Annotated in this window: 20 protein-coding genes; 12 read left to right on the forward strand and 8 right to left on the reverse strand. The window is 55.3% G+C overall.

The features are described 5' to 3' along the window. Window positions 1-45: 45 nt before the first annotated feature. Entirely contained in the window at window positions 46-615 is a 570-nt protein-coding gene (locus MY069_RS13395) for a YkvA family protein (RefSeq protein WP_482794287.1), read from the forward strand. A 70-nt stretch (window positions 616-685) separates the two neighbouring features. Here MY069_RS13395 and MY069_RS13400 read toward each other — a convergent pair whose 3' ends face one another. The 3 genes from MY069_RS13400 to MY069_RS13410 form a co-directional block, all read right to left on the reverse strand. Then, complete coding sequence (locus tag MY069_RS13400; protein ID WP_482794288.1) at window positions 686-1,201, reverse strand: DUF1993 domain-containing protein; 516 nt, start codon at window positions 1,199-1,201, stop codon at window positions 686-688. A 329-nt stretch (window positions 1,202-1,530) separates the two neighbouring features. Next, a complete protein-coding gene (locus MY069_RS13405) occupies window positions 1,531-1,878 on the reverse strand; it encodes a GIY-YIG nuclease family protein (protein WP_482794289.1) in 348 nt (115 codons plus the stop codon). Window positions 1,879-2,188: 310 nt separating this feature from the next. After that, the gene (locus MY069_RS13410) at window positions 2,189-3,424 is read right to left on the reverse strand and encodes an argininosuccinate synthase (RefSeq protein WP_482794290.1); all 1,236 of its coding nucleotides are present in this window, start codon (window positions 3,422-3,424) and stop codon (window positions 2,189-2,191) included. Window positions 3,425-3,635: 211 nt separating this feature from the next. Here MY069_RS13410 and MY069_RS13415 point away from each other — a divergent pair, with 211 nt between their 5' ends. The 3 genes from MY069_RS13415 (at window position 3,636) to MY069_RS13425 (ending at window position 7,067) form a co-directional block, all read left to right on the forward strand. After that, entirely contained in the window at window positions 3,636-4,409 is a 774-nt protein-coding gene (locus MY069_RS13415) for a vWA domain-containing protein (RefSeq protein WP_482794291.1), read from the forward strand. Window positions 4,410-4,931: 522 nt separating this feature from the next. Beyond that, window positions 4,932-6,464 (forward strand): hypothetical protein, encoded by a 1,533-nt coding sequence (locus MY069_RS13420; protein WP_482794292.1) that lies wholly within the window; start codon window positions 4,932-4,934, stop codon window positions 6,462-6,464. 15 nt (window positions 6,465-6,479) lie between these two features. Then, window positions 6,480-7,067: a hypothetical protein gene (locus MY069_RS13425; RefSeq protein ID WP_482794293.1), complete on the forward strand. Its 588-nt coding sequence runs from the start codon at window positions 6,480-6,482 to the stop codon at window positions 7,065-7,067. On the opposite strand, the gene MY069_RS13430 is transcribed toward MY069_RS13425, so the two are convergent. The 3 genes from MY069_RS13430 to MY069_RS13440 all read right to left on the reverse strand — a co-directional run bounded on the left by MY069_RS13430 (window position 7,015) and on the right by MY069_RS13440 (window position 9,606). Further along, window positions 7,015-7,797, reverse strand: a complete 783-nt coding sequence (locus tag MY069_RS13430; protein WP_482794294.1) for an SdpI family protein — start codon at window positions 7,795-7,797, stop codon at window positions 7,015-7,017. The genes MY069_RS13425 and MY069_RS13430 overlap by 53 nt on opposite strands. Then, on the reverse strand, window positions 7,794-8,090 hold the full coding sequence (locus MY069_RS13435; RefSeq protein ID WP_482794295.1) for a metalloregulator ArsR/SmtB family transcription factor: 297 nt from the start codon (window positions 8,088-8,090) through the stop codon (window positions 7,794-7,796). The genes MY069_RS13430 and MY069_RS13435 overlap by 4 nt, the downstream gene beginning before the upstream one ends. 79 nt (window positions 8,091-8,169) lie before the next feature. Next, window positions 8,170-9,606, reverse strand: a complete 1,437-nt coding sequence (locus MY069_RS13440; RefSeq protein WP_482794296.1) for a caspase family protein — start codon at window positions 9,604-9,606, stop codon at window positions 8,170-8,172. A 168-nt stretch (window positions 9,607-9,774) separates the two neighbouring features. On the opposite strand from MY069_RS13440, the gene typA reads away from it, so the two are divergent. The 8 genes from typA (at window position 9,775) to MY069_RS13480 (ending at window position 17,069) form a co-directional block, all read left to right on the forward strand. Continuing rightward, window positions 9,775-11,601, forward strand: coding sequence for a translational GTPase TypA (gene typA / locus MY069_RS13445; protein WP_482794297.1), 1,827 nt, complete (start codon window positions 9,775-9,777; stop codon window positions 11,599-11,601). A gap of 106 nt (window positions 11,602-11,707) precedes the next feature. After that, window positions 11,708-12,649, forward strand: coding sequence for a polyphosphate kinase 2 (gene ppk2 / locus MY069_RS13450; protein WP_482794298.1), 942 nt, complete (start codon window positions 11,708-11,710; stop codon window positions 12,647-12,649). A gap of 203 nt (window positions 12,650-12,852) precedes the next feature. Next, the gene (locus MY069_RS13455; RefSeq protein WP_482794299.1) at window positions 12,853-13,638 is read left to right on the forward strand and encodes a hypothetical protein; all 786 of its coding nucleotides are present in this window, start codon (window positions 12,853-12,855) and stop codon (window positions 13,636-13,638) included. After that, a complete protein-coding gene (locus MY069_RS13460; protein WP_482794300.1) occupies window positions 13,638-14,267 on the forward strand; it encodes a class I SAM-dependent methyltransferase in 630 nt (209 codons plus the stop codon). The genes MY069_RS13455 and MY069_RS13460 overlap by 1 nt, the downstream gene beginning before the upstream one ends. Further along, a complete protein-coding gene (locus tag MY069_RS13465) occupies window positions 14,257-15,078 on the forward strand; it encodes a heme-dependent oxidative N-demethylase family protein (RefSeq protein ID WP_482794301.1) in 822 nt (273 codons plus the stop codon). Before MY069_RS13460 ends, MY069_RS13465 begins: the two co-directional genes overlap by 11 nt. A gap of 16 nt (window positions 15,079-15,094) precedes the next feature. Further along, window positions 15,095-15,613: a DUF4188 domain-containing protein gene (locus MY069_RS13470; RefSeq protein ID WP_482794302.1), complete on the forward strand. Its 519-nt coding sequence runs from the start codon at window positions 15,095-15,097 to the stop codon at window positions 15,611-15,613. 28 nt (window positions 15,614-15,641) lie between these two features. Next, the gene (locus tag MY069_RS13475; RefSeq protein ID WP_482794303.1) at window positions 15,642-16,079 is read left to right on the forward strand and encodes an EVE domain-containing protein; all 438 of its coding nucleotides are present in this window, start codon (window positions 15,642-15,644) and stop codon (window positions 16,077-16,079) included. A 117-nt stretch (window positions 16,080-16,196) separates the two neighbouring features. Beyond that, a complete protein-coding gene (locus tag MY069_RS13480; protein WP_482794304.1) occupies window positions 16,197-17,069 on the forward strand; it encodes a hypothetical protein in 873 nt (290 codons plus the stop codon). 3 nt (window positions 17,070-17,072) lie between these two features. Here MY069_RS13480 and MY069_RS13485 read toward each other — a convergent pair whose 3' ends face one another. Together MY069_RS13485 and MY069_RS13490 are read right to left on the reverse strand one after the other, a co-directional pair. Beyond that, entirely contained in the window at window positions 17,073-17,768 is a 696-nt protein-coding gene (locus MY069_RS13485; RefSeq protein ID WP_482794305.1) for an aspartate/glutamate racemase family protein, read from the reverse strand. Then, complete coding sequence (locus MY069_RS13490) at window positions 17,765-18,292, reverse strand: D-glycero-alpha-D-manno-heptose-1,7-bisphosphate 7-phosphatase (RefSeq protein WP_482794306.1); 528 nt, start codon at window positions 18,290-18,292, stop codon at window positions 17,765-17,767. The genes MY069_RS13485 and MY069_RS13490 overlap by 4 nt, the downstream gene beginning before the upstream one ends. Window positions 18,293-18,383: the final 91 nt, after the last annotated feature.

Raw genomic sequence — 18,383 nt, forward strand, 5'->3', positions numbered from 1 at the left:
TCGGCATCGTGTTGTTTCAAAAGCGCTTATGGAGAGATCAAGCCTATGGACGTACAAGGCGATACGCTACGCATCAATTTCGAACTCGGTCCGAAAGACATCGAGTATTTCCGTAACCGCCTGTCAAAGGCTCGCAAGAACCGCGCCCTGCGAGATGATGATCGTGTGATCCTCGCGGCGGAAGCTTTGGCTGTGAAAGCACTTGAGAGCGATCCACCGACTTTTGTCGTCTCACGCATGCTGACGCTTCAAAATATGGTCGACATGCTCAAAGACCGCGACTGGAATCTTGAGAGTGATGACCGGGAGCGCGTGTTGGAAGTGCTCGCCTATTTTGCCGACCCGAATGATATCATCCCAGATGATCTGCCAGGCATTGGCTTCTTGGACGATACGATCATGGTCGATTTGGCTGCGATCGACTTGCAGCCCGAACTCGAAGCCTATGCTGAGTTCTGTGAGAACCGCAAAGATCTCGAAGCTAAAGAAGCTGACGCCCAGCCTTTGAAAGTGGCGCGGGACGAGCTGCAATCTCGGATGCGCCGCCGTCGACGTCGCCGCTCGGGTGGCGCGTCTGGAACCGATGTGATCACATCGCTTTTCCACGCAGGTTAAGTCAAACCCCCAAAAAAGAAGCCCCAGACGTTTCAGGCGTCTGGGGCCTTTTTTTGATGGGATCGGGGCCTTAGCCCATATTCATATCCATGGCGCCGAGATATTCCCGCTTGCCGATCGGGACGCCTTTTTGGCGCAGCAAATTGTAAGCGGTGGTCATGTGGAAGAAGAAATTCGGCATCGCGAACGAGGTCAAAAAGCCGAGGCCTTTGAACGGTAATTTGAAATCGCCCAGGACGAAGACCAGGTCTTTGTCGATCAGCGTATCGAGTTCTGATGGATCGATTGTTTTGAGGTGCTCGATCGTCTCATTGAGCATTGTTTCCAACTGCGCGTAAGAGCTGATCTCTGCCTCTCCCGGAGGGCCAGCTTGTCCGGCGCGGATGGCTTCCACATTGCCATAGCTCGAATGACAAACGGCCCGGATCTGGAACGAGAAGGGCAGCATGTCATCGATCAGCTTTTCATTGATGAACGCGTCCGCGCCGTCGCCCAGGTGCTCGCGCCCAGCCGCCATAATGCCAACCAAGGCTTCGGCTTGGCGGATCATCACGCCGATTGTGGATTTATAGATAGGGGTGGTCATAGGCGCTGCTCCTCCAGCCGTGTTGTGTGGGAGGCATTTGGGGGAGAAGTTTGGGCAGGGCAAGATAGTCGGCGAAATTGTATTGTTAGATCCGTTGCGCGCCCTCATGGATTGAGGCTCGGCGCACCACCCCACCATTGAGCGTTTTGCTAAACTTGTTTGGGCAATCCATCACGAGGTCTCTCGGCTTGGATTGGGAGCGGCGCGATCCCTCCCGGTCGTGGTTTCAAGATCACGTGCTGGGCCCTCGGAACAAGTCCGAGGGAGCGCTTAGAATGAAATTCTGCTCGCGGATTCGGTGTTTATGCGGCCACCAATCGTCGCGCCGTTCAAACCAATTCACGCGATAGATCGAGCCAGATCGGATTGCGCGCTTCGATCAAATTGATCTTCCATTGGCGCGGCCAGCGTTTGATTTGTTTCTCACGGTGCACCGCAAACGCCAAGTCCTCGAACCGTTCATACCAAACGAGGCTGAAGCACCGATATTGCCGCGTGAATCTTGAGCCTACGCCTTGTTTATGCTGACCGACGCGCGCCGGAAGATCTGACGTGCATCCCGTATAAATCGCGCCATTCTTGCGATTGGCCATGATATAGGTTGCGATGAAATCAAACCGCGCCATCGTATTTTGAGTATTGGATTGTTGAAGTGGTTCAAGTTCGCAGCGTCTCATTTTCGATTGTTGATCGAAAGGAGGGCTTGCGCTCTCGATCGAAGCCGAAAGATCAGGCGTTGGGCCCCGCAGACGAGCTGTGGGGAGCGCTTAATCTACGTTCTCTGGCAAGATTGGCATTTCGTGCGCATCCCTTCCATCCAGCGCTTTGCCCAGCTTGTCTGGGCAATCCATCACGGGATGACGCGGTATAGGACGAGAGCGATGCGATCTCTCCCGATCGGGGTTCAAGCTCGCGCGATGGACCCTCGGAACTCGTCCGAGGGAACGCGTAAGTTGGATTGGTGTCGGGATTGGAGAGGCCTGCGTCCTACCCATTCTTCCCAAATTTCCGATCCCGCCCCGCTAAGATCCGCAGGCGCAGCGCATTCAGCTTGATAAAGCCCTCGGCGTCTTTCTGATCATAGGCGCCGTGATCATCCTCAAAGGTGACAATGTCTTCGCGGTAGAGCGAGTAGGGGCTGTCGCGGCCGACCAGGTGAACGCCGCCTTTATACAGCTTCACTTTCACTTCGCCGGTGACGAAACGTTGTGAATGGTCAATTGCCGCCTGGAGCATTTCGCGCTCCGGGCTCCACCAAAAGCCATTATAAATCAGCTCGGCATAGCGCGGCATCAGCTCGTCTTTGAGATGGCCAGCGCCGCGGTCGAGCGTGATGCTCTCCATGCCGCGATGCGCGGTCAGCAGGATCGTGCCGCCGGGCGTTTCGTAAATGCCGCGAGACTTCATACCGACAAAGCGGTTCTCAAGCAGGTCGAGGCGGCCAATGCCGTGCTTGCGACCGTATTCGTTGAGCTTGGTCAGGATCGTCGCCGGGCTCATTGCCTCGCCATTGATGGCGCAGGCATCGCCTTTTTCAAAGCCGATCGTGATGATTTCAGGCTGATCCGGCGCATCTTCTGGCGCCACCGTGCGCAAGTGAACGAATTCCGGCGCGGCTTCGGCTGGGTTCTCGAGAACTTTGCCCTCTGACGAGGAGTGGAGCAGGTTGGCATCGACCGAGAAAGGCGCTTCGCCGCGCTTGTCTTTGGCTATCTCAATGCCTTGGCTCTCTGCGAAAGCAAGCAAATCGGTGCGGGATTTAAACTCCCAATCGCGCCAAGGGGCGATGACTTTAATGTCAGGGTTGAGGCCGTAATAGCCAAGCTCAAAGCGAACCTGGTCATTGCCTTTGCCGGTCGCGCCATGACAGACCGCATCAGCGCCCATTTGATCCGCAATCTCAATCTGGCGCTTAGCGATCAGCGGGCGCGCAATCGAAGTCCCGAGCAAGTAGACGCCTTCATAAACTGCATTGGCGCGGAACATCGGGAAGACATATTCGCTGACAAACTCTTCGCGGACATCTTCGATGAAGACGTTTTCTGGTTTGACGCCCGCCGCGATGGCTTTGGCGCGGGCCGGTTCGATCTCTTCGCCTTGGCCGAGATCGGCGGTGAAGGTGATCACTTCGGCGCCAAATTCGGTTTGTAGCCATTTCAGGATGATGGAGGTGTCGAGCCCTCCGGAATAGGCGAGCACAACTTTTTTGGGCGCAGAGGACATTGTCGACTCCATCGTCAATTTTTGATTCAGGCGCGTATGGCGCGGACTGCTCTGCAGCGCAAGGGGCATCTCACTTGAACCTGAACAGGCGATGACTGAATTCGGGCATGAAGGTCACACATTAGGTTAAAATGCCTTGATTGCGGCCAGCCCGCTGCCTTGTTTGCTCGCAACACTCTCTTCACACGAAAACCAATGGGAGACGCACCAAATGAAACGCACCAGCTTGACCGTCGCAAGCGTAATGGCCGCCGCCGCTTTGGCGTTTGGCGCCCACGCCAAAACCAAACCTTCCCCTGAACCAATTGCGGATACGCCGATTATGAATGCTGTTTCCTCCTATATCCTTCTCGATCGCACCGGCTCGATGTCGGACATTTGGGATGAGGCGCTCGGGTCTGTGAATGCTTATGCTGCCGCGGTTGGAAAAGTTGAAGATGGCGAAGCCGATGATCTTGAAACTTCAGTGACCTTGGCGGTGTTTGATCACCAAGAAGGGTTTCAGTTCGACGTCCTACGCAAAGAAATCACGCCTGATGCCTGGACGGATGTGACTAATGATGAGGTCAGCCCGCGCGGCATGACGCCCTTATTTGATGCGATCAACCGCACCATCACGATGGCAGAGGCGGATAATCCTGAGAAAGCGGTGATTGTGATCATGACGGACGGTCATGAAAACTCGTCCCGCGAAGTGACACGCGAAGGCGCTAAAGCCGCGCTAGATCGGGCAGAAGCCCGCGGGTGGGAAGTGGTCTTCCTGGGCGCAGAATTCGCGAACTTCGGAGATGCTGACGCGGTCGGGGTCAGCTCAAACAAACAGATGGCTGTGAGCGCTGGGACTTTGTCAGTGACCCAAGAGCGTCTTGCCAAAAAGGCGCGCGACTATGGCAAAGGTGTTTCGGAAGAGATCGAGTTTGACGCTGAAGACCGCGCCGTCGCGGAAGAAGAAGACGTCAAAGAGCGCAAAGGCTCAAACCGTTAAGTAGAGTGGTAGAGTAAAATTCCTCCCCGTGGGCACGGGACATGACGCGGGAGAGAGCGGGGAGCGCAGAGATTTTTCTCTGCGCTCTTTGTCGTTCTCCGCTCACGCGGTCTCAAATTTCTGTCATGCAGACATTGTCTGCTTGCGCCTAAACTCAACTTCGCGCAGCTTGTTGAGCCTAGGGGAATTGTGTGCGTTAACCTCTGATTAGTCGTCGAGGGGTTGGTTTCCCGTTATGATTGTAATTGTGCTGCGGGGAGAGCCGTCTTGAAGTCCAATCGACCTCCAAAATTCAAGCATTTCGTCAATGCAACTGCGTTAGTTGTGGCCACCGGGCTGGTTGCAGCCTGTGGCGGTGGTGGCGGGTCTTCATCGCCGCCGCCGACACAAATCTCACCACCCCCTCCGCCACCACCTCCTCCTCCACCACCCCCTCCGCCATCGGGATCTGTGGAGATTTCGGGGCAGGTCTCGTTCGACAAGGTCCCGCACCAGATCGGCTCGGCAACGGCAACGCAGGTCGTGGCTTCGAGTCTTAATTATAATGCGATCACACAAGAGCCTGCGCGGGGCGTGACGGTGCAAGTCGTCAATAGCAGTGGGACCGTACTTGATACCGACACCACCGATGAAAATGGCGGTTATTCGGTCACGGTAGATGCCGACACGGAAGTGCGCGTGCGCGTCCGAAGCGAGATGATCAGCACCAGCGGCGCGACGTGGAATATTCAGGTTTTAGACAATACGAGCAGCAATGCGATTTACGTGTTGCAGGGGAGCCTGACGAGTTCCGGATCGGCCAATTCAACCCGTAACTTGAATGCCGGCTCTGGCTGGGATCAAAGCTTAAACGGCGGTGTTGGTGGCTACACGTCAGCGACAGCGCGTGCCGCCGCTCCATTTGCGATTCTTGATGGGATCTATGACGCGGTCATTGACATTGCTGCGGTTGATACGGATGTGAATTTTCCACGCCTAGAAGTGTTGTGGAGCGTGAACAATGTGCCGACCAGCGGGAATGTCGCTGATGGTGAAATTGGGACCTCATCCTATACGCGGACAGCGGGCGGTGTCCCGACAGTCCGTATTCTTGGCGCGGAAAACAATGATACCGATGAGTATGACACACATGTAGTGGTGCATGAGTTCGGGCATTATTTCGAAGACCAGTTGGCGCGCTCTGACTCGCCCGGCGGATCGCATAGCTTAACCCCGCGCCTCGACTCGCGTTTGTCCTTTGGCGAAGGCTGGGGCAATGCGTTTTCCGGGATGATCTTGGACGATCCTGTGTATCGTGATGTAAACGGCGCGCAGCAATCGAGCGGGTTCGCGTTTAGCGTCGAATCCGACCTGACCGAGGTGCCAAGTTCGTCGCGCGACCAAGGCTGGTTCAATGAGGCTTCAGTTCAGCAAATCCTCTACGATATCTATGATAGCGATGATGATGGCGTCGACACGATCGATGGCGGCTTAGCGGCGATCTATAATGCGTTCACCGATCCGGCTTATATCAATAATCCAGATTTCACGACGATCTTTGCCTTTGCTGATCGGGTTCGCGACGAAGCCACCGTAAGTGGCGCAGCGTTAGATACTTTGCTGGCGGCCGAGGATATCAATGGCAGCGGCCCGCGCGGCGTTGGCGAGACCAATAATGGCGCGCTACCTCAATCGCTGCCGGTCTACAAAACCGCAACGGTTGGCGGAGCCGCATTCACTGTTTGCTCCACCGCTGTAAACGGCGATACCAATCGCCATGGCGTGCGAGAGTTCATCACACTGACCCTAAACTCGACGACCGCTCTAACCATGGCGGCGACTGAGACATCGGGTCCTGCCGGAACGACGGATCCCGATTTTAGGATTTGGGAAAATGGCCGTTTGTTCTCGAGCGACAATCGTGGACAGGATCGGCGTGCGGAGTCTGGCGTTGACGGATCCGAAACATGGACAGGAACGCTAGATGCTGGGACTTATGCGATCGAAATCTATGATTTCAAGAATTTCGACGAAGACACCGCTGGCGATAGCTGTTTCGATTTCTCGGTGACATAAAGGAGGGCAAGCACCATGACCAAGACTGGAAAACTGTTCGGCCTTCTAACGCTCAGCGCGGGCGTTTTGATCGCCTCTTGTGCGCAACAACCGGCCAGCGATGTGGCACCGAGTGGTAGGGCTGAGATCGCGGCTGATGGGGCTGTAAGCAAAGTGACGTTGGCGCCGCCGATCAGCACCGTGAAGCCCGGCGCGTCGGTGACCTTTTCGCACCCGGCCGTCAAAACGCTTGAAGTCGGTGAGAATAGCGCAGTGACCATCACAGTGAATGAAGGCTATCCAACTGGCACACTGACGCTTGAGGCAACGGGCGGTGATGGGCTTGAAGTCTTCGGCGCCACGCGGGTGACAGAGGTCGCCATGTCGGATGTGACGACGCATACTTGGCGTGTGGATTTTCAGCCTCAATCGGCTGGCGTCCACTATGTGAACGTGCTGGCAACCGCTCGTCCAGGACCAGGTGTTATCGAAACGCGCGCTTATGCTGTGCGGGTCAATGCCGGTGATTGGGCGAGTGCGAAAGCGAAAGCCGCGATGCCGACTGAGATGCTCAGCGACGATAAGCCGGCTGTGATGCTGAAAGCAGAAGAGACGATCGAGTAGAGGTCTGGGCTCTGCGAAGCCCGGGTGCCTGGACGATATAGTCTGGGCTGACCCGCTTATCGGGTGCGTTGCGGTAGATGATGAAAGAATAGACCGCACTGATCAGCGCGCTGCCAACTGCGGCGCCGGTGACCACAAAAACAAGGCCAATCCCGTCAACTACGAAGGCGCTGACCATGCAGACGAGGCCGACCAGAAAAAATAAGCGGCCCGCCAAACGATGCGTCTTTTCCCAAGTAAACTCGCTGGAAAGCGTCCACGGTGTGCGAATGCCAAGGAACCAGTTCTGACGCGTCTTGGGCAGGTAGTTGCCGAGGATAATGAAGAGCAGGCCGGTTCCGGCAATCACAAAGCGAACAAACTCGTTCGATTGCATGTCGCTACCGCTGCCAATCACCATCATATAGGCGATTCCGCAATGGATACCGAGGAAGAGCAGCATCGTGGTGATCCAGACCGCATTATCGGCCTTGCGGCTTTTAAACAGATTATCTCGCATTGGCTCAATCTGCGGCAGTAGTGAGAACACTAAAGCCCCGAACAGAGCGCTGGTGGGCAGCAGCCAAAGCAGAAAGAGCGCTTCATTTTTGTCAGAAAATCGGTCCGCCACGCCTTCGGCATTCCAATGTACCGGAATGTTTTCAGCCGGAAGTTGCTGCCCCGCCCAGATAGCAATTCCTGCCATAAGCGTGATTGTGATCGCTGATGCGATTAAACCCGTCCGGATCATTCTGCGGCCTCCTTGATGTCATCGTCACCATTGTCGCGACCGATTAGGCCAAGCAGTGCGGTGACAGCGTCTTCAACGACGCTTGTATTCGTGCGGTAGATGATGGATGTGCCCTGACGCTCTGCCGTGATGAGGTCGGCATCCTTGAGCACATTCAAATGGCGTGTGACGGTTGGCCAGGCCGCGTCAAAGGCTTCGGCCAATTCGCCTGAACTCTTAGGTCCCTTTTGCAGCAGCGCCATAACTTGGCGGCGCAAAGGGTGTCCAAGCGCTTTGAAGACTTCATTTGCCATAAATGCTAATTAGCATTTTTGATAATTATGAGTCAAGCTAATTTCGAGTTCCCGGTTATTGCGGCGTTCGGGAGCAGATCTATCGGTTCAACAGCATGATTGCGGCGTATCTGTTCAAATCGTTCTCATCGATCCCGCTATCGCCGGCCGAAATCTGGCGGATCGACCCCCAATTCTCAGATTGCAAAATCGCGGTTTCATATAGGCCCAGCTCTCGCAGATAGCTTTCGACGCTGAACGCCCGACCTTGGCAGATTTCGAGACTGGTCTCATCCGGGCTGCAACTGGCAATGATGGATAAGCTGCCTGGCCCGGCCTCGAGAATGTGAGAATCCGCCGTGTATTTCAGAAACAGATCGAGATTGGTCTTCGCTGCTTCGGAGAGCGTGCTCGAGCCTTCGTCGAAAAACACGAACATAGCTTCATCCAGTTTGGCAAAGGCCGGGTCGCCTTCGAGGATCCGTGTTTCCATCCCCAAGCGCGCTGTGATCTGCTGCGGCTCATCCTGCCAGGGCGTAATCATTTCTGAGATCAGCCGATCGACGCCAAACAGCTCGCGGACCGCTTCATTGGCGGCTTTAGCATCGGCAATTTCTTGCGCCGCGCTGCGTTCGATTTCCAGTTGGCGCTTTTGCGATTCAACGAAATTGCGGTGTTCGCTTTCTGGGAAGAGGTCGAGGAAGACTTCCAAAATCATCGGATCATTGCTTGAGATCGCTTCCGATAGCGCTTCGGTTTCGAGATCATTTTCACCGCGCAATTCGCATCCGGCAAAACAGAAATCCGCCTCCCCGCGCAACCCGCTCTCTGTCCAAGGGATTTGATAGCCCTCTGTGAGGTCTTCGACGCGTGTCGCGACGACCCGAAACATCGTCTCAACGGAGTAGCCTGGCTGAGTCATCAGTGCCGCGAGCGAGGTCGTGTAAGAGCTATTGCTCCGTCCTTCACCATCTTCGGCCACCATGCCCGGTGCCGTCGAATAAGCGATCAGGGTGCCGCGCACTTTCTGGCTACTGGCAAGACCTTGCGGGGCGCTGCGCATTGAGGCGGGCAGGGGATTGTTCCGGCACGCATCGAGGACGATAAAATTGGTCTGGTTCCCCGCATAGTCGAGATAGTCCATTAACAGGTCGAGCTTGGGCTGGCGCATGAGATCTGCTGCCGATCGTAAGCGCGCATCGGTCGAAACGAGATAGTTTAGGCCGCGATGCTGGGCGCCATGCCCCGCATAGAAGAAAAAGCCAACCGCATCCTCGCCAGCGTCTTTGAGCCGATCAGCATGCTGCTGAAACCCTTCCTCCATGGCGGATTTGTCGGCATCGAGCAGCTGATGCACCTCGAATCCGACAGCCTCAAGCGACCGCGTGATCAGTTCTGCATCATTGGTCGGATTCGCGAGGGTCCAGCCATTTGTTTCATAGGTGCTATTGCCAATCACCAAGGCGATCCGTTTCTCCGCGACCGCGCTTGGGCCGAGCGAAAGGGCCGCAAACAAGCACAATAAAATCAGACGCATAATATCCCTCATTTCGTCCGCCCCATTTCTGATTAACCAAAGTCTGACGCTTTGTCAGCGCCAAGTTCAGCGGCGGCGGGCGCGGGAGTGTCCACAAGCCATAGCCAAAGCCCCCGGTCCCGTGTATGGCGCGCGCAACGACAAATAGCGCTTTGAGAGCCCCTCCCGATGACCGAGCCAACTTCCCTTCGCAATATTGCGATCATCGCCCACGTTGACCATGGTAAGACAACCCTGGTCGACTGTTTGCTGAAACAGTCTGGCACGTTCCGCGAAAATGAAGCCACGTCCGAGCGGATGATGGATTCTAATGATCTCGAAAAAGAGCGCGGCATCACCATTCTCGCCAAGACGACCAGCGTCGTCTGGGGCGATACGCGGATCAATATTGTGGATACGCCCGGACACGCTGATTTTGGCGGCGAAGTGGAGCGGATCCTGTCTATGGTGGATGGCGCCATCGTGCTTGTCGATGCCGCCGAAGGGCCGATGCCGCAGACCAAATTCGTGGTTTCGAAAGCGCTGAAAATTGGCCTTCGCCCGATTGTCGCGGTCAACAAGATCGATAAGCCTGAGCGCCGCCCAGACGAAGTGATTGACGAAGTGTTCGACCTGTTCGACGCGCTCGGCGCCGATGATGATCAGCTCGATTTCCCGATCCTATACGGCTCCGCGAAGAATGGCTGGATGTCGACTCAATATGAAGAAGAGCGCACCGATATGGATGAGCTGTTCGACTTGGTCGTCAAACACGTACCGGAACCAAAAGTCGAAGAGGGTCCATTCAGAATGCTCGCAACGACGATTGGCGCGGACAATTTCCTCGGCCGCATTCTGACCGGACGCGTCACCTCTGGGACGGTCAAGCCGAACCAAACCGTCAAAGTCCTGGCTCGCGATGGCTCATTGGTTGAAAGTGGCCGGGTCTCGAAAGTCCTAGCTTTTCGAGGCTTGCAGCGTGAACCGATCGAGGTGGGTGAGGCCGGCGACATCGTTTCCATCTCTGGCCTTCAGAAAGCCAACGTGGCTGACACATTTGTCGATCCGAGCGTGACGGAACCGATTGAAGCTCAGCCAATCGATCCGCCAACTCTGTCTATGACCTTCCGCGTCAATGACAGCCCGCTCGCCGGCACTGAAGGCGACAAAGTCACCAGCCGGGTGATCTGGGACCGCCTGCAGCGCGAAGCCGAAGGCAATGTCGCGCTGAAAGTAGAGCGCTCCACTGAGGCTGAGTCTTTCATCGTTTCAGGCCGGGGCGAACTGCAACTCGCTGTCTTGATCGAAACCATGCGCCGCGAAGGCTATGAGCTTGGCGTCTCGCGTCCACAAGTGGTCTATAAAGAAGGCGAGGGCGGTGAACGCCTGGAGCCGATCGAAGAAGTCGTGATCGATGTTGATGACGAGTTTTCCGGCGCGGTTGTGCAGAAATTGTCAGAACGCAAAGCCGAAATGATTGAGATGAAGCAATCAGGTGCTGGTCGCACCCGGATGGTGTTCCACGCGCCAACCCGCGGCTTGATCGGCTATCAAGGCGAGCTAATGACGGACACGCGCGGCACTGCGATCATGAACCGCGTCTTCCTCGAATACGCGGCTTATAAAGGCAAAATCCAAGGCCGTCGTACCGGAACGCTGATCGCGATGGATAAAGGCGAGGCCGTCGCCTTCGCGCTATGGAACCTCGAAGATCGTGGCCCGATGATGATTCACCCTGGCGCTAAAGTGTACCAAGGCATGATTGTTGGCGAGCATACCCGCGACAATGATCTCGAAGTGAACGTGCTCAAAGGCAAGAAGCTCACAAACGTCCGCGCCAGCGGCACGGATGAAGCTGTGCGCCTGACCCCGCCGCTGCAAATGACGCTGGAGCGGTCTTTGGCGTACATTGCCGATGATGAGCTGGTGGAAGTCACACCAGAAAGCATTCGCCTGCGCAAAGTCCACTTGGACCCGCACGAGCGCAAACGCGCCGCGAAAGCCGCGAACGCTTAAAATCATTTTGCCCGTATTTCTGCGCATATAGGTGAGTCTGCGTATTTGATCTGAGTCTTACTACGCCATCCTGACGTCGCCGTCGGATAGGGTAGGAGGATCAGATATGGCTCATGAAACATTATCAGGCTTGCCTGAGAGCGAAGCCTTTGGTGACGCTTCGGCAGAGGCGCTATCCTCGCTCACCGCTCGGCAACAGCGCCATGATCCGGATCGGATTCGTGAATTATTCGAAAATGGCGAGTTTCCGTACAAAACGAAGATGCGACGTAAGACGTATGAACGCCACAAAGCAGAGCTGCAGGTCGAGCTTTTGAAGGTTCAACATTGGGTCAAAGAGACCGGCCAAAAAATTGTTATTTTGTTTGAAGGTCGTGATGCAGCAGGCAAGGGCGGCACGATTAAGCGCTTTACTGAGCATCTGAACCCGCGCGGTGCTCGGGTCATCGCCTTAGAGAAGCCGACGAATACAGAGCGCGGGCAATGGTATTTTCAGCGCTATATCAACCATCTGCCGACCGAAGGTGAGATCGTTCTGTTTGACCGATCTTGGTACAACAGAGCGGGCGTCGAGCGCGTTATGGGTTTTTGCAATCCAACAGAATACCTCGAGTTTATGCGTCAGGTGCCCGATCTAGAGCGGATGCTGACCCGCTCAGGAATCAAGCTTTTCAAGTACTGGTTTTCTGTCACCCAAGACGAGCAGCAGAAACGTTTTCAAGCGCGACAGCATGACCCGCTCAAACAATGGAAGCTCTCTCCGATTGACCGCGCGTCTTTGGACCGTTGGGACGATTACACTGAAGCGAAAGAGGCGATGTTCTTCTATACGGACACTGCGGATGCGCCTTGGACGATCATCAAATCCTCGGACAAAAAACGTGCACGCATCAATTGTATGCAGCATTTCCTGTCTTCATTGGATTATCCCGACAAAGACCGCCGCGTTGCTCGCGCGCCTGACCCTCTGATCGTCGGCGTCAGCCAGCATGTGATCGGGAATAGCGAACACATTTTAGGTCAGTCCTTGCATCCGGATCAAACTTAAGGCGCTCATGGTTCATTATAGCGCATCCCGCCAGCCATAATTTCAGCTCGAACCAGTGGATCGAGTAATTTAAAAACAGATGTTTATTCAGTGACTTATCGCGTGATGGTGAGGGAGTCTGCGCGCGTGCCCTGTCTTCATCAAAATCCACTGATATAGTTAATTCCAACGAGCCATAAGGGGCGGCTCTAAGGAGGTGGCATATGATGATCTGGTGGATCTTACCGGCGCTTGCAGGGATTGTCGGTTTAGCATTGAGTTTCGCAGGCATAGGGCGGTTGATGAAGCTGCGCTTGGCGGCGGGTGGATTGCGGTTCTTGTTCGGGATCGGGTTTCTGGGCGCGGCGGGGATTGGAACCTTTGTCGGGTTAAACCTGCAAACCTATAAGGCACTGACCAAAGAGCGCGATGTCGCTGAGATCAGCTTTGTGCAAGATAATAGCGCTGAAGACACCTATACGATGACCATGACGCTGCCATCTGGCGAGGTGATCGTTCAAGACGGATTTATTGGCGATGAATTCCAAGTCAGCGCGCAAGTCATCCGATTCTCGCCGATGAGACAGATGCTCGGTTATGACAGTCTCTATCGTCTAGAATTCATTGAAAGCCGCTATGCCCGCCGGTTTAGCTCAACCGATCTGACCCGCGCGACATCCTATGGCCGGCGGGTCAGCGAGGACGGCAAGATTGAAGTGTTTGACCAAGAGCTTGGCCTCGATGTCTATGGCGCGCTGGTCAATTATAGCGGCGAGAAAGAGCTTGATCGGGTCCTCAGCGAAGACGCACCTGCAGGCGACAAGCCGTCTTGGTTTTCAGCGGGCATGGTGACGTCAAAAAATAGTGGCGGATCGCCGCCGTTTGGGTCGGCGGTTTATTTCCCCATGGCGGATAATTTGAGCTACCGTGTTCGGATCACGCAAAATGCGCTAGTGGTCGAACCCATGGACGGCCAGACGCGCCGGAGAATGGTGGAAGGAAGCGAGTAATGTTTGGGCTCTGGGATCGATATGTATTACCGCCGCTAATTTCATGTGCTTGCTCGTCCAAGCCGATGATGAAACAGCGCGAGAAAGTGGTCCCAGAAGCCGAAGGCGTCGTCCTGGAGATTGGTTGCGGGTGCGGCACAAATTTCGACTATTACGATGCCGCCAAAGTTAAACACTTGCACGCGATTGAACCACACGCCCCGATGGTGGAACGGGCGAAAAATGCGATGGCCGAAGGCGATTACGATTTTCCCAGTGATATTTATACGTGCGGCGCTGAAGCAGTGCCGCTCGAGGATAAGAGCGTCGATACGGCCGTCGTCACATTTGTCTTGTGCACGATCCCAGATTGGCGGGCCTCTTTGCAGGAGTTGCGTCGGGTTTTGAAGCCGGGCGGCAAAGTCCTGTTCTCAGAACATGGTCTGGCACCAGATGAAGGCGTCGCGAAATGGCAGCGCCGAATCGAGCCGCTCTGGAAACGGATGGCGGGCGGCTGCCACCTGACACGCGATACGAAATCCATGCTCGAGGCCGAAGGCTTCAAGCTCGACCAGTTCGAGACCATGTATCTGCCGAGCACGCCGAAAATCGCTGGCTTCGCCTCTTGGGGCAGCGCGGGTGTCGCTTAAGTCGCGACCCCCTCCGCATCTGCCTTTTTTACAAGGCATTCCGAAATTTGAGCCCGGTCTTTCGCCTATTCCCGTCTCTGAATGGCTGACCCCTGATACGGAGTCAGATGCCTGGCTGCGAGACAAATGTCTGGTCCTGAAAATGATGCGCGCCAATGTCGCTGGCGGGGCGTTGGACGGTCAGGCGGCCGAAGAGCTTTTGGCACTGATCATTGAAGCCACGGGGCGTGTGCCGAACCAGAATATGCCAACAGCGCTCGAAGAGGCAGCCTCACTGGTCTCGGATGATCTTTGCATTTTGGAGGCGTCACGCCCGAACGATTGGCGACTTATCGCGGGCGTCCTCTGTGCGCCGACCTTTTGGACCTTGCCCGAGCGGATCGGCCTCGACCTTGGGGCGTTGCACAGCCCCGTGCCCCGCGGCGACCCTGAGCTTGCGGCGCGGGTTGGACGGATCTTCTCTGGTCTAAAACCGGGCGTTGTTCTGGAGCGCTTTAACTGGACGGTGCAGGCGAGCGACAAGCGCCATACCCCCGACCGGCCAAGTGCGGTGAATAAACAGGTCGAAGACCTTCATTTGCGGGTCGAACGCCAAACTATTCGCAAACTGCCCAAGACCGGTGCCATGGTGTTCACGATCCGGATCAGCGTCGATCCGCTTTTGCCGATCCTGGCGGATGGCGATACGCGCGACGCGTTTGAGGACGCTTGGTTGGGGGCTTCAGCGGCCATTCGGCACTATAAGCACTGGACAGAGCTTGAGCCGCTGGTTGCAGAAGCCTGCCGGACCCATAGCGCCAAGAAAAAATGACTGGGAGGGCCTATCCATGACAAAACTCATTCCGGGGCGGATGACGGCGAGTATTGAAGGTGACTTCGTGATTTTCCTGATCGGAATGCGCGTCCACAAATTATGGAAGTTTTGGAAGTGGTTCCCAGTGATCACGGCGATGCCGCGCATGTTAGCCGAGCTTGAAAAGGATCCCGAGCTGGGTTTGCTCCACTCCAAGACTTTTTTCAGTTTGCGCAGCCCCTACCTGGTTCAATATTGGCGCAGTTTTGAACATTTGCACGCCTACTCCGTGAGCCGAGATCACGAGCATTTGCCTGCCTGGAAAGCCTTCAACAAGGAAATCGGGTCAGATGGCGATGTTGGGATATGGCACGAGACTTTCCTGGTAAAAGATGGGCAGCATGAGACCGTTTATGGCAACATGCCAGCTGTTGGCCTCGGGGTGGCGAGCGGTTTGAAACCTGCCGATGGGCGCCATCGATCTGCGAAAGGACGTCTGCGACAAACCGAAGGCGATGACCAACCAGTGGACGCTGATCCCAAAGCGACCTAAATGGCCTGCATTACTTGTAGGAGCGCACATGAAATACTGGCTGTTCAAATCGGAGCCGTTCAAATGGAGCTGGGACCAGCAAAAGGCGAAAGGCGATGCGGGCGAAGAATGGGACGGCATTCGCAATTATCAAGCGCGCAACAATATGCGCGAGATGAAAATTGGCGATCGCGGTTTTTTCTATCACTCTAATGAAGGGCTGGAAGTGGTTGGAATTGTGGAAGTTTCAGCCGAAAGCGCGCCGGACTCAACCACAGATGATGAGCGCTGGGATTGCGTCCATATCCGCGCCCTGACCGACATGCCGGAGCCAGTGACACTGAAAGCCGTCAAAGCGAGCGAAGCGCTTGAGAAAATGTCGCTCGTCACCAGTATGCGGCTGTCAGTCCAGCCAGTCCTGGAAGACGAGTGGATGGAAGTCTGCCGCATGGGCGGTCTGAATGGAAAGACGCTAAAGCCGCTTTAGGCGCGCTGGATCGGACGTCCGCTCTGCAAACACATCCCTGAGATCAAAAGGAATCTTAAGACTATTCAGGTTATGAATTTCAACTTGTAATCGAAATTCAGCGTGTTGGAGACGGACGTGAGCGCAGATCAAACGGCAATCGAGACATCGCCAGTTCCCGATGATGTGGTTTTTGAGGCACTAGAAGAAGTGGTCGCCGTTCGGACTGAAGAGACGGAAATAGAAGCGGATCCTGATTTGAGCGCAGATCAAACGGCAGTCGAGACGCCGCCCGTTCCGGATGAAGTGGTTTTTGAAGACCCAGAAGAGGTGGTCACCGTTCCGGTTCAAGGCACCGAACCAGAAGCTGATGCGGACTCGAACGCCGACATGAGCGAAGATACCGACACCGTTACGGAACCTGCGGAAAGCCCGCGTAAGCCCGGCTTTCTAGGCCTTTTGAAGTCTCCCATCGGTTTGATTGGTGCAGCTGTTTTGGCTGCGGCATTGGGCGGCGCCGGATTCATTTTCGCAACCTCTGGCGGAAACGATAAAGCCGCCGAAGAAATCACAGCCGAGGAGTCCGACGGCGGTTATGAAACAGCGGCAACAGAGTCTGCCGACGCGCCTAAAGAAAAGTTGCTCTCTGATGTCGTCCAAGCGGAACCGAACACGTTCGATAATGAATATGGCACGGTCACTTTCTCTGGCGACAGCGCCATCTATCATACAGCACCTGCAACGATTTCCATAGACTCCGGGCCCAATTCTCGACGGTTGCGGGTTTCAGTCGGCGTTTTAACCGATCCCGAGACAGCCAAATCGCTATACGCAGATGGATTGGCGGTCAGCGTCCTAAAAATTGAGGCCGTTGAAAGCGTCGATTTCGGGCCCTACCGGGAATGGGAATTGCCAGGCCTTATCGTCTCGGCGTTTAAAACCAGGCTCGAAGGCGCTTATCCGGAAACGGAGATCCGCGCGGTCATTATTCGTGATTTCGAACGCGTTTAGGCCTTACGCGGCCAAGATGTAATCGGCGATCGCTTCGCAATGGATAAGGGCGGTGTCATAAGGCGGTAGCGGGCTGTTCTTGTCCGTGATCAGCAGGCCGAGCTCTGTACAGCCAAGAATGATACTGTCGCACCCGCGTTTTTTTAAATCTTCGATCGCTTCCTCATAATAGGCAATGCTCGCATCGGTCACCACGCCATGGGTGAGCTCTTCGAAAATGATCCGGCTGAGCTCTTTCTGGGTCTCCGCATCTGGCAGTAACGGGGTCATGCCCGTGGTTTCAGCCAGCCGATCGACAAAATAGGGCTGCTCCATTGTGAACGCTGTTCCAAGCAATCCCGGTTGTTTGCGGCCATCTGCCTGCAGCTTTGCACCGCACGCATCGACAATGTGGAGAAATGGCAAATCCGTCGCGTTTTCAATCGCATCGGCCACCGTGTGCAGCGTGTTGCAGGCCAATACGATGAATTCTGCCCCAGCGCCTTTTAAGCCTTTAGCAGCCTGGTCAAAACCCGCTCGAATAAACGGCCAATCGCGGGTTTCATGCGCGCCATTATACTCGTGGAAGTTCACCGAATGGATGCGCATATCGGCGCTGTGATATCCGCCAAGCCGCTGCCGAACCAAAGCATTGATCGTCCTGTAATAGATCAGCGTCGCTTCGGTGCTGACCCCGCCAATCATACCGATCGTTTTCATCTTGATCCATCCTCAAAACTCGCGAGCGCCCATTCCGCGAAATCGCCGAGATGGCCGCCCTTGAACAAAAAACCGCCAATTCCGGCGGCATGGGCTGCGTCGATATCGGTTTGTTTGTCGCCAATCAAGAAACTTGCTTCGCGTTTTACGGGAAAATCGGCCATGGCCTGAAGGATCATCCCAGGCTTTGGTTTGCGGTCAAAACTGTCTTTTCGATAGCGTGGATTGGTGCCGTCTTGATGGAACGGGCAGGCATAGATGCGGTCGATCTGGGTGCCAGCCTGTTCGATCCCGTGGGTCATATGATCATGCACAGCTTGCATATCGGCCTCTGTGTAATGATCAAACGCGATCCCGGACTGATTGGTGACCACGAAAACGAACCAGCCGCGGGCCTTAAAAGCGGTGATACAGGCGGTCGCGCCGTCCACCCATTCCCAGTCGTCCACCCGCGCCACATAGCCCCGATCGACATTGATGACGCCGTCGCGATCGAGGAATAAAGCAGGTTGAAGATCAGCCATGAGACTGCCTAGCCCAGACTCTCGTTCTGCGCGAGAGCCCTTGGCAGAATTCAAAAATTCTGGTGCCTTACGTGAGGGGAGATCTGAAAAC

The organism is Hyphomonas sp. ske169, from assembly GCF_056850855.1.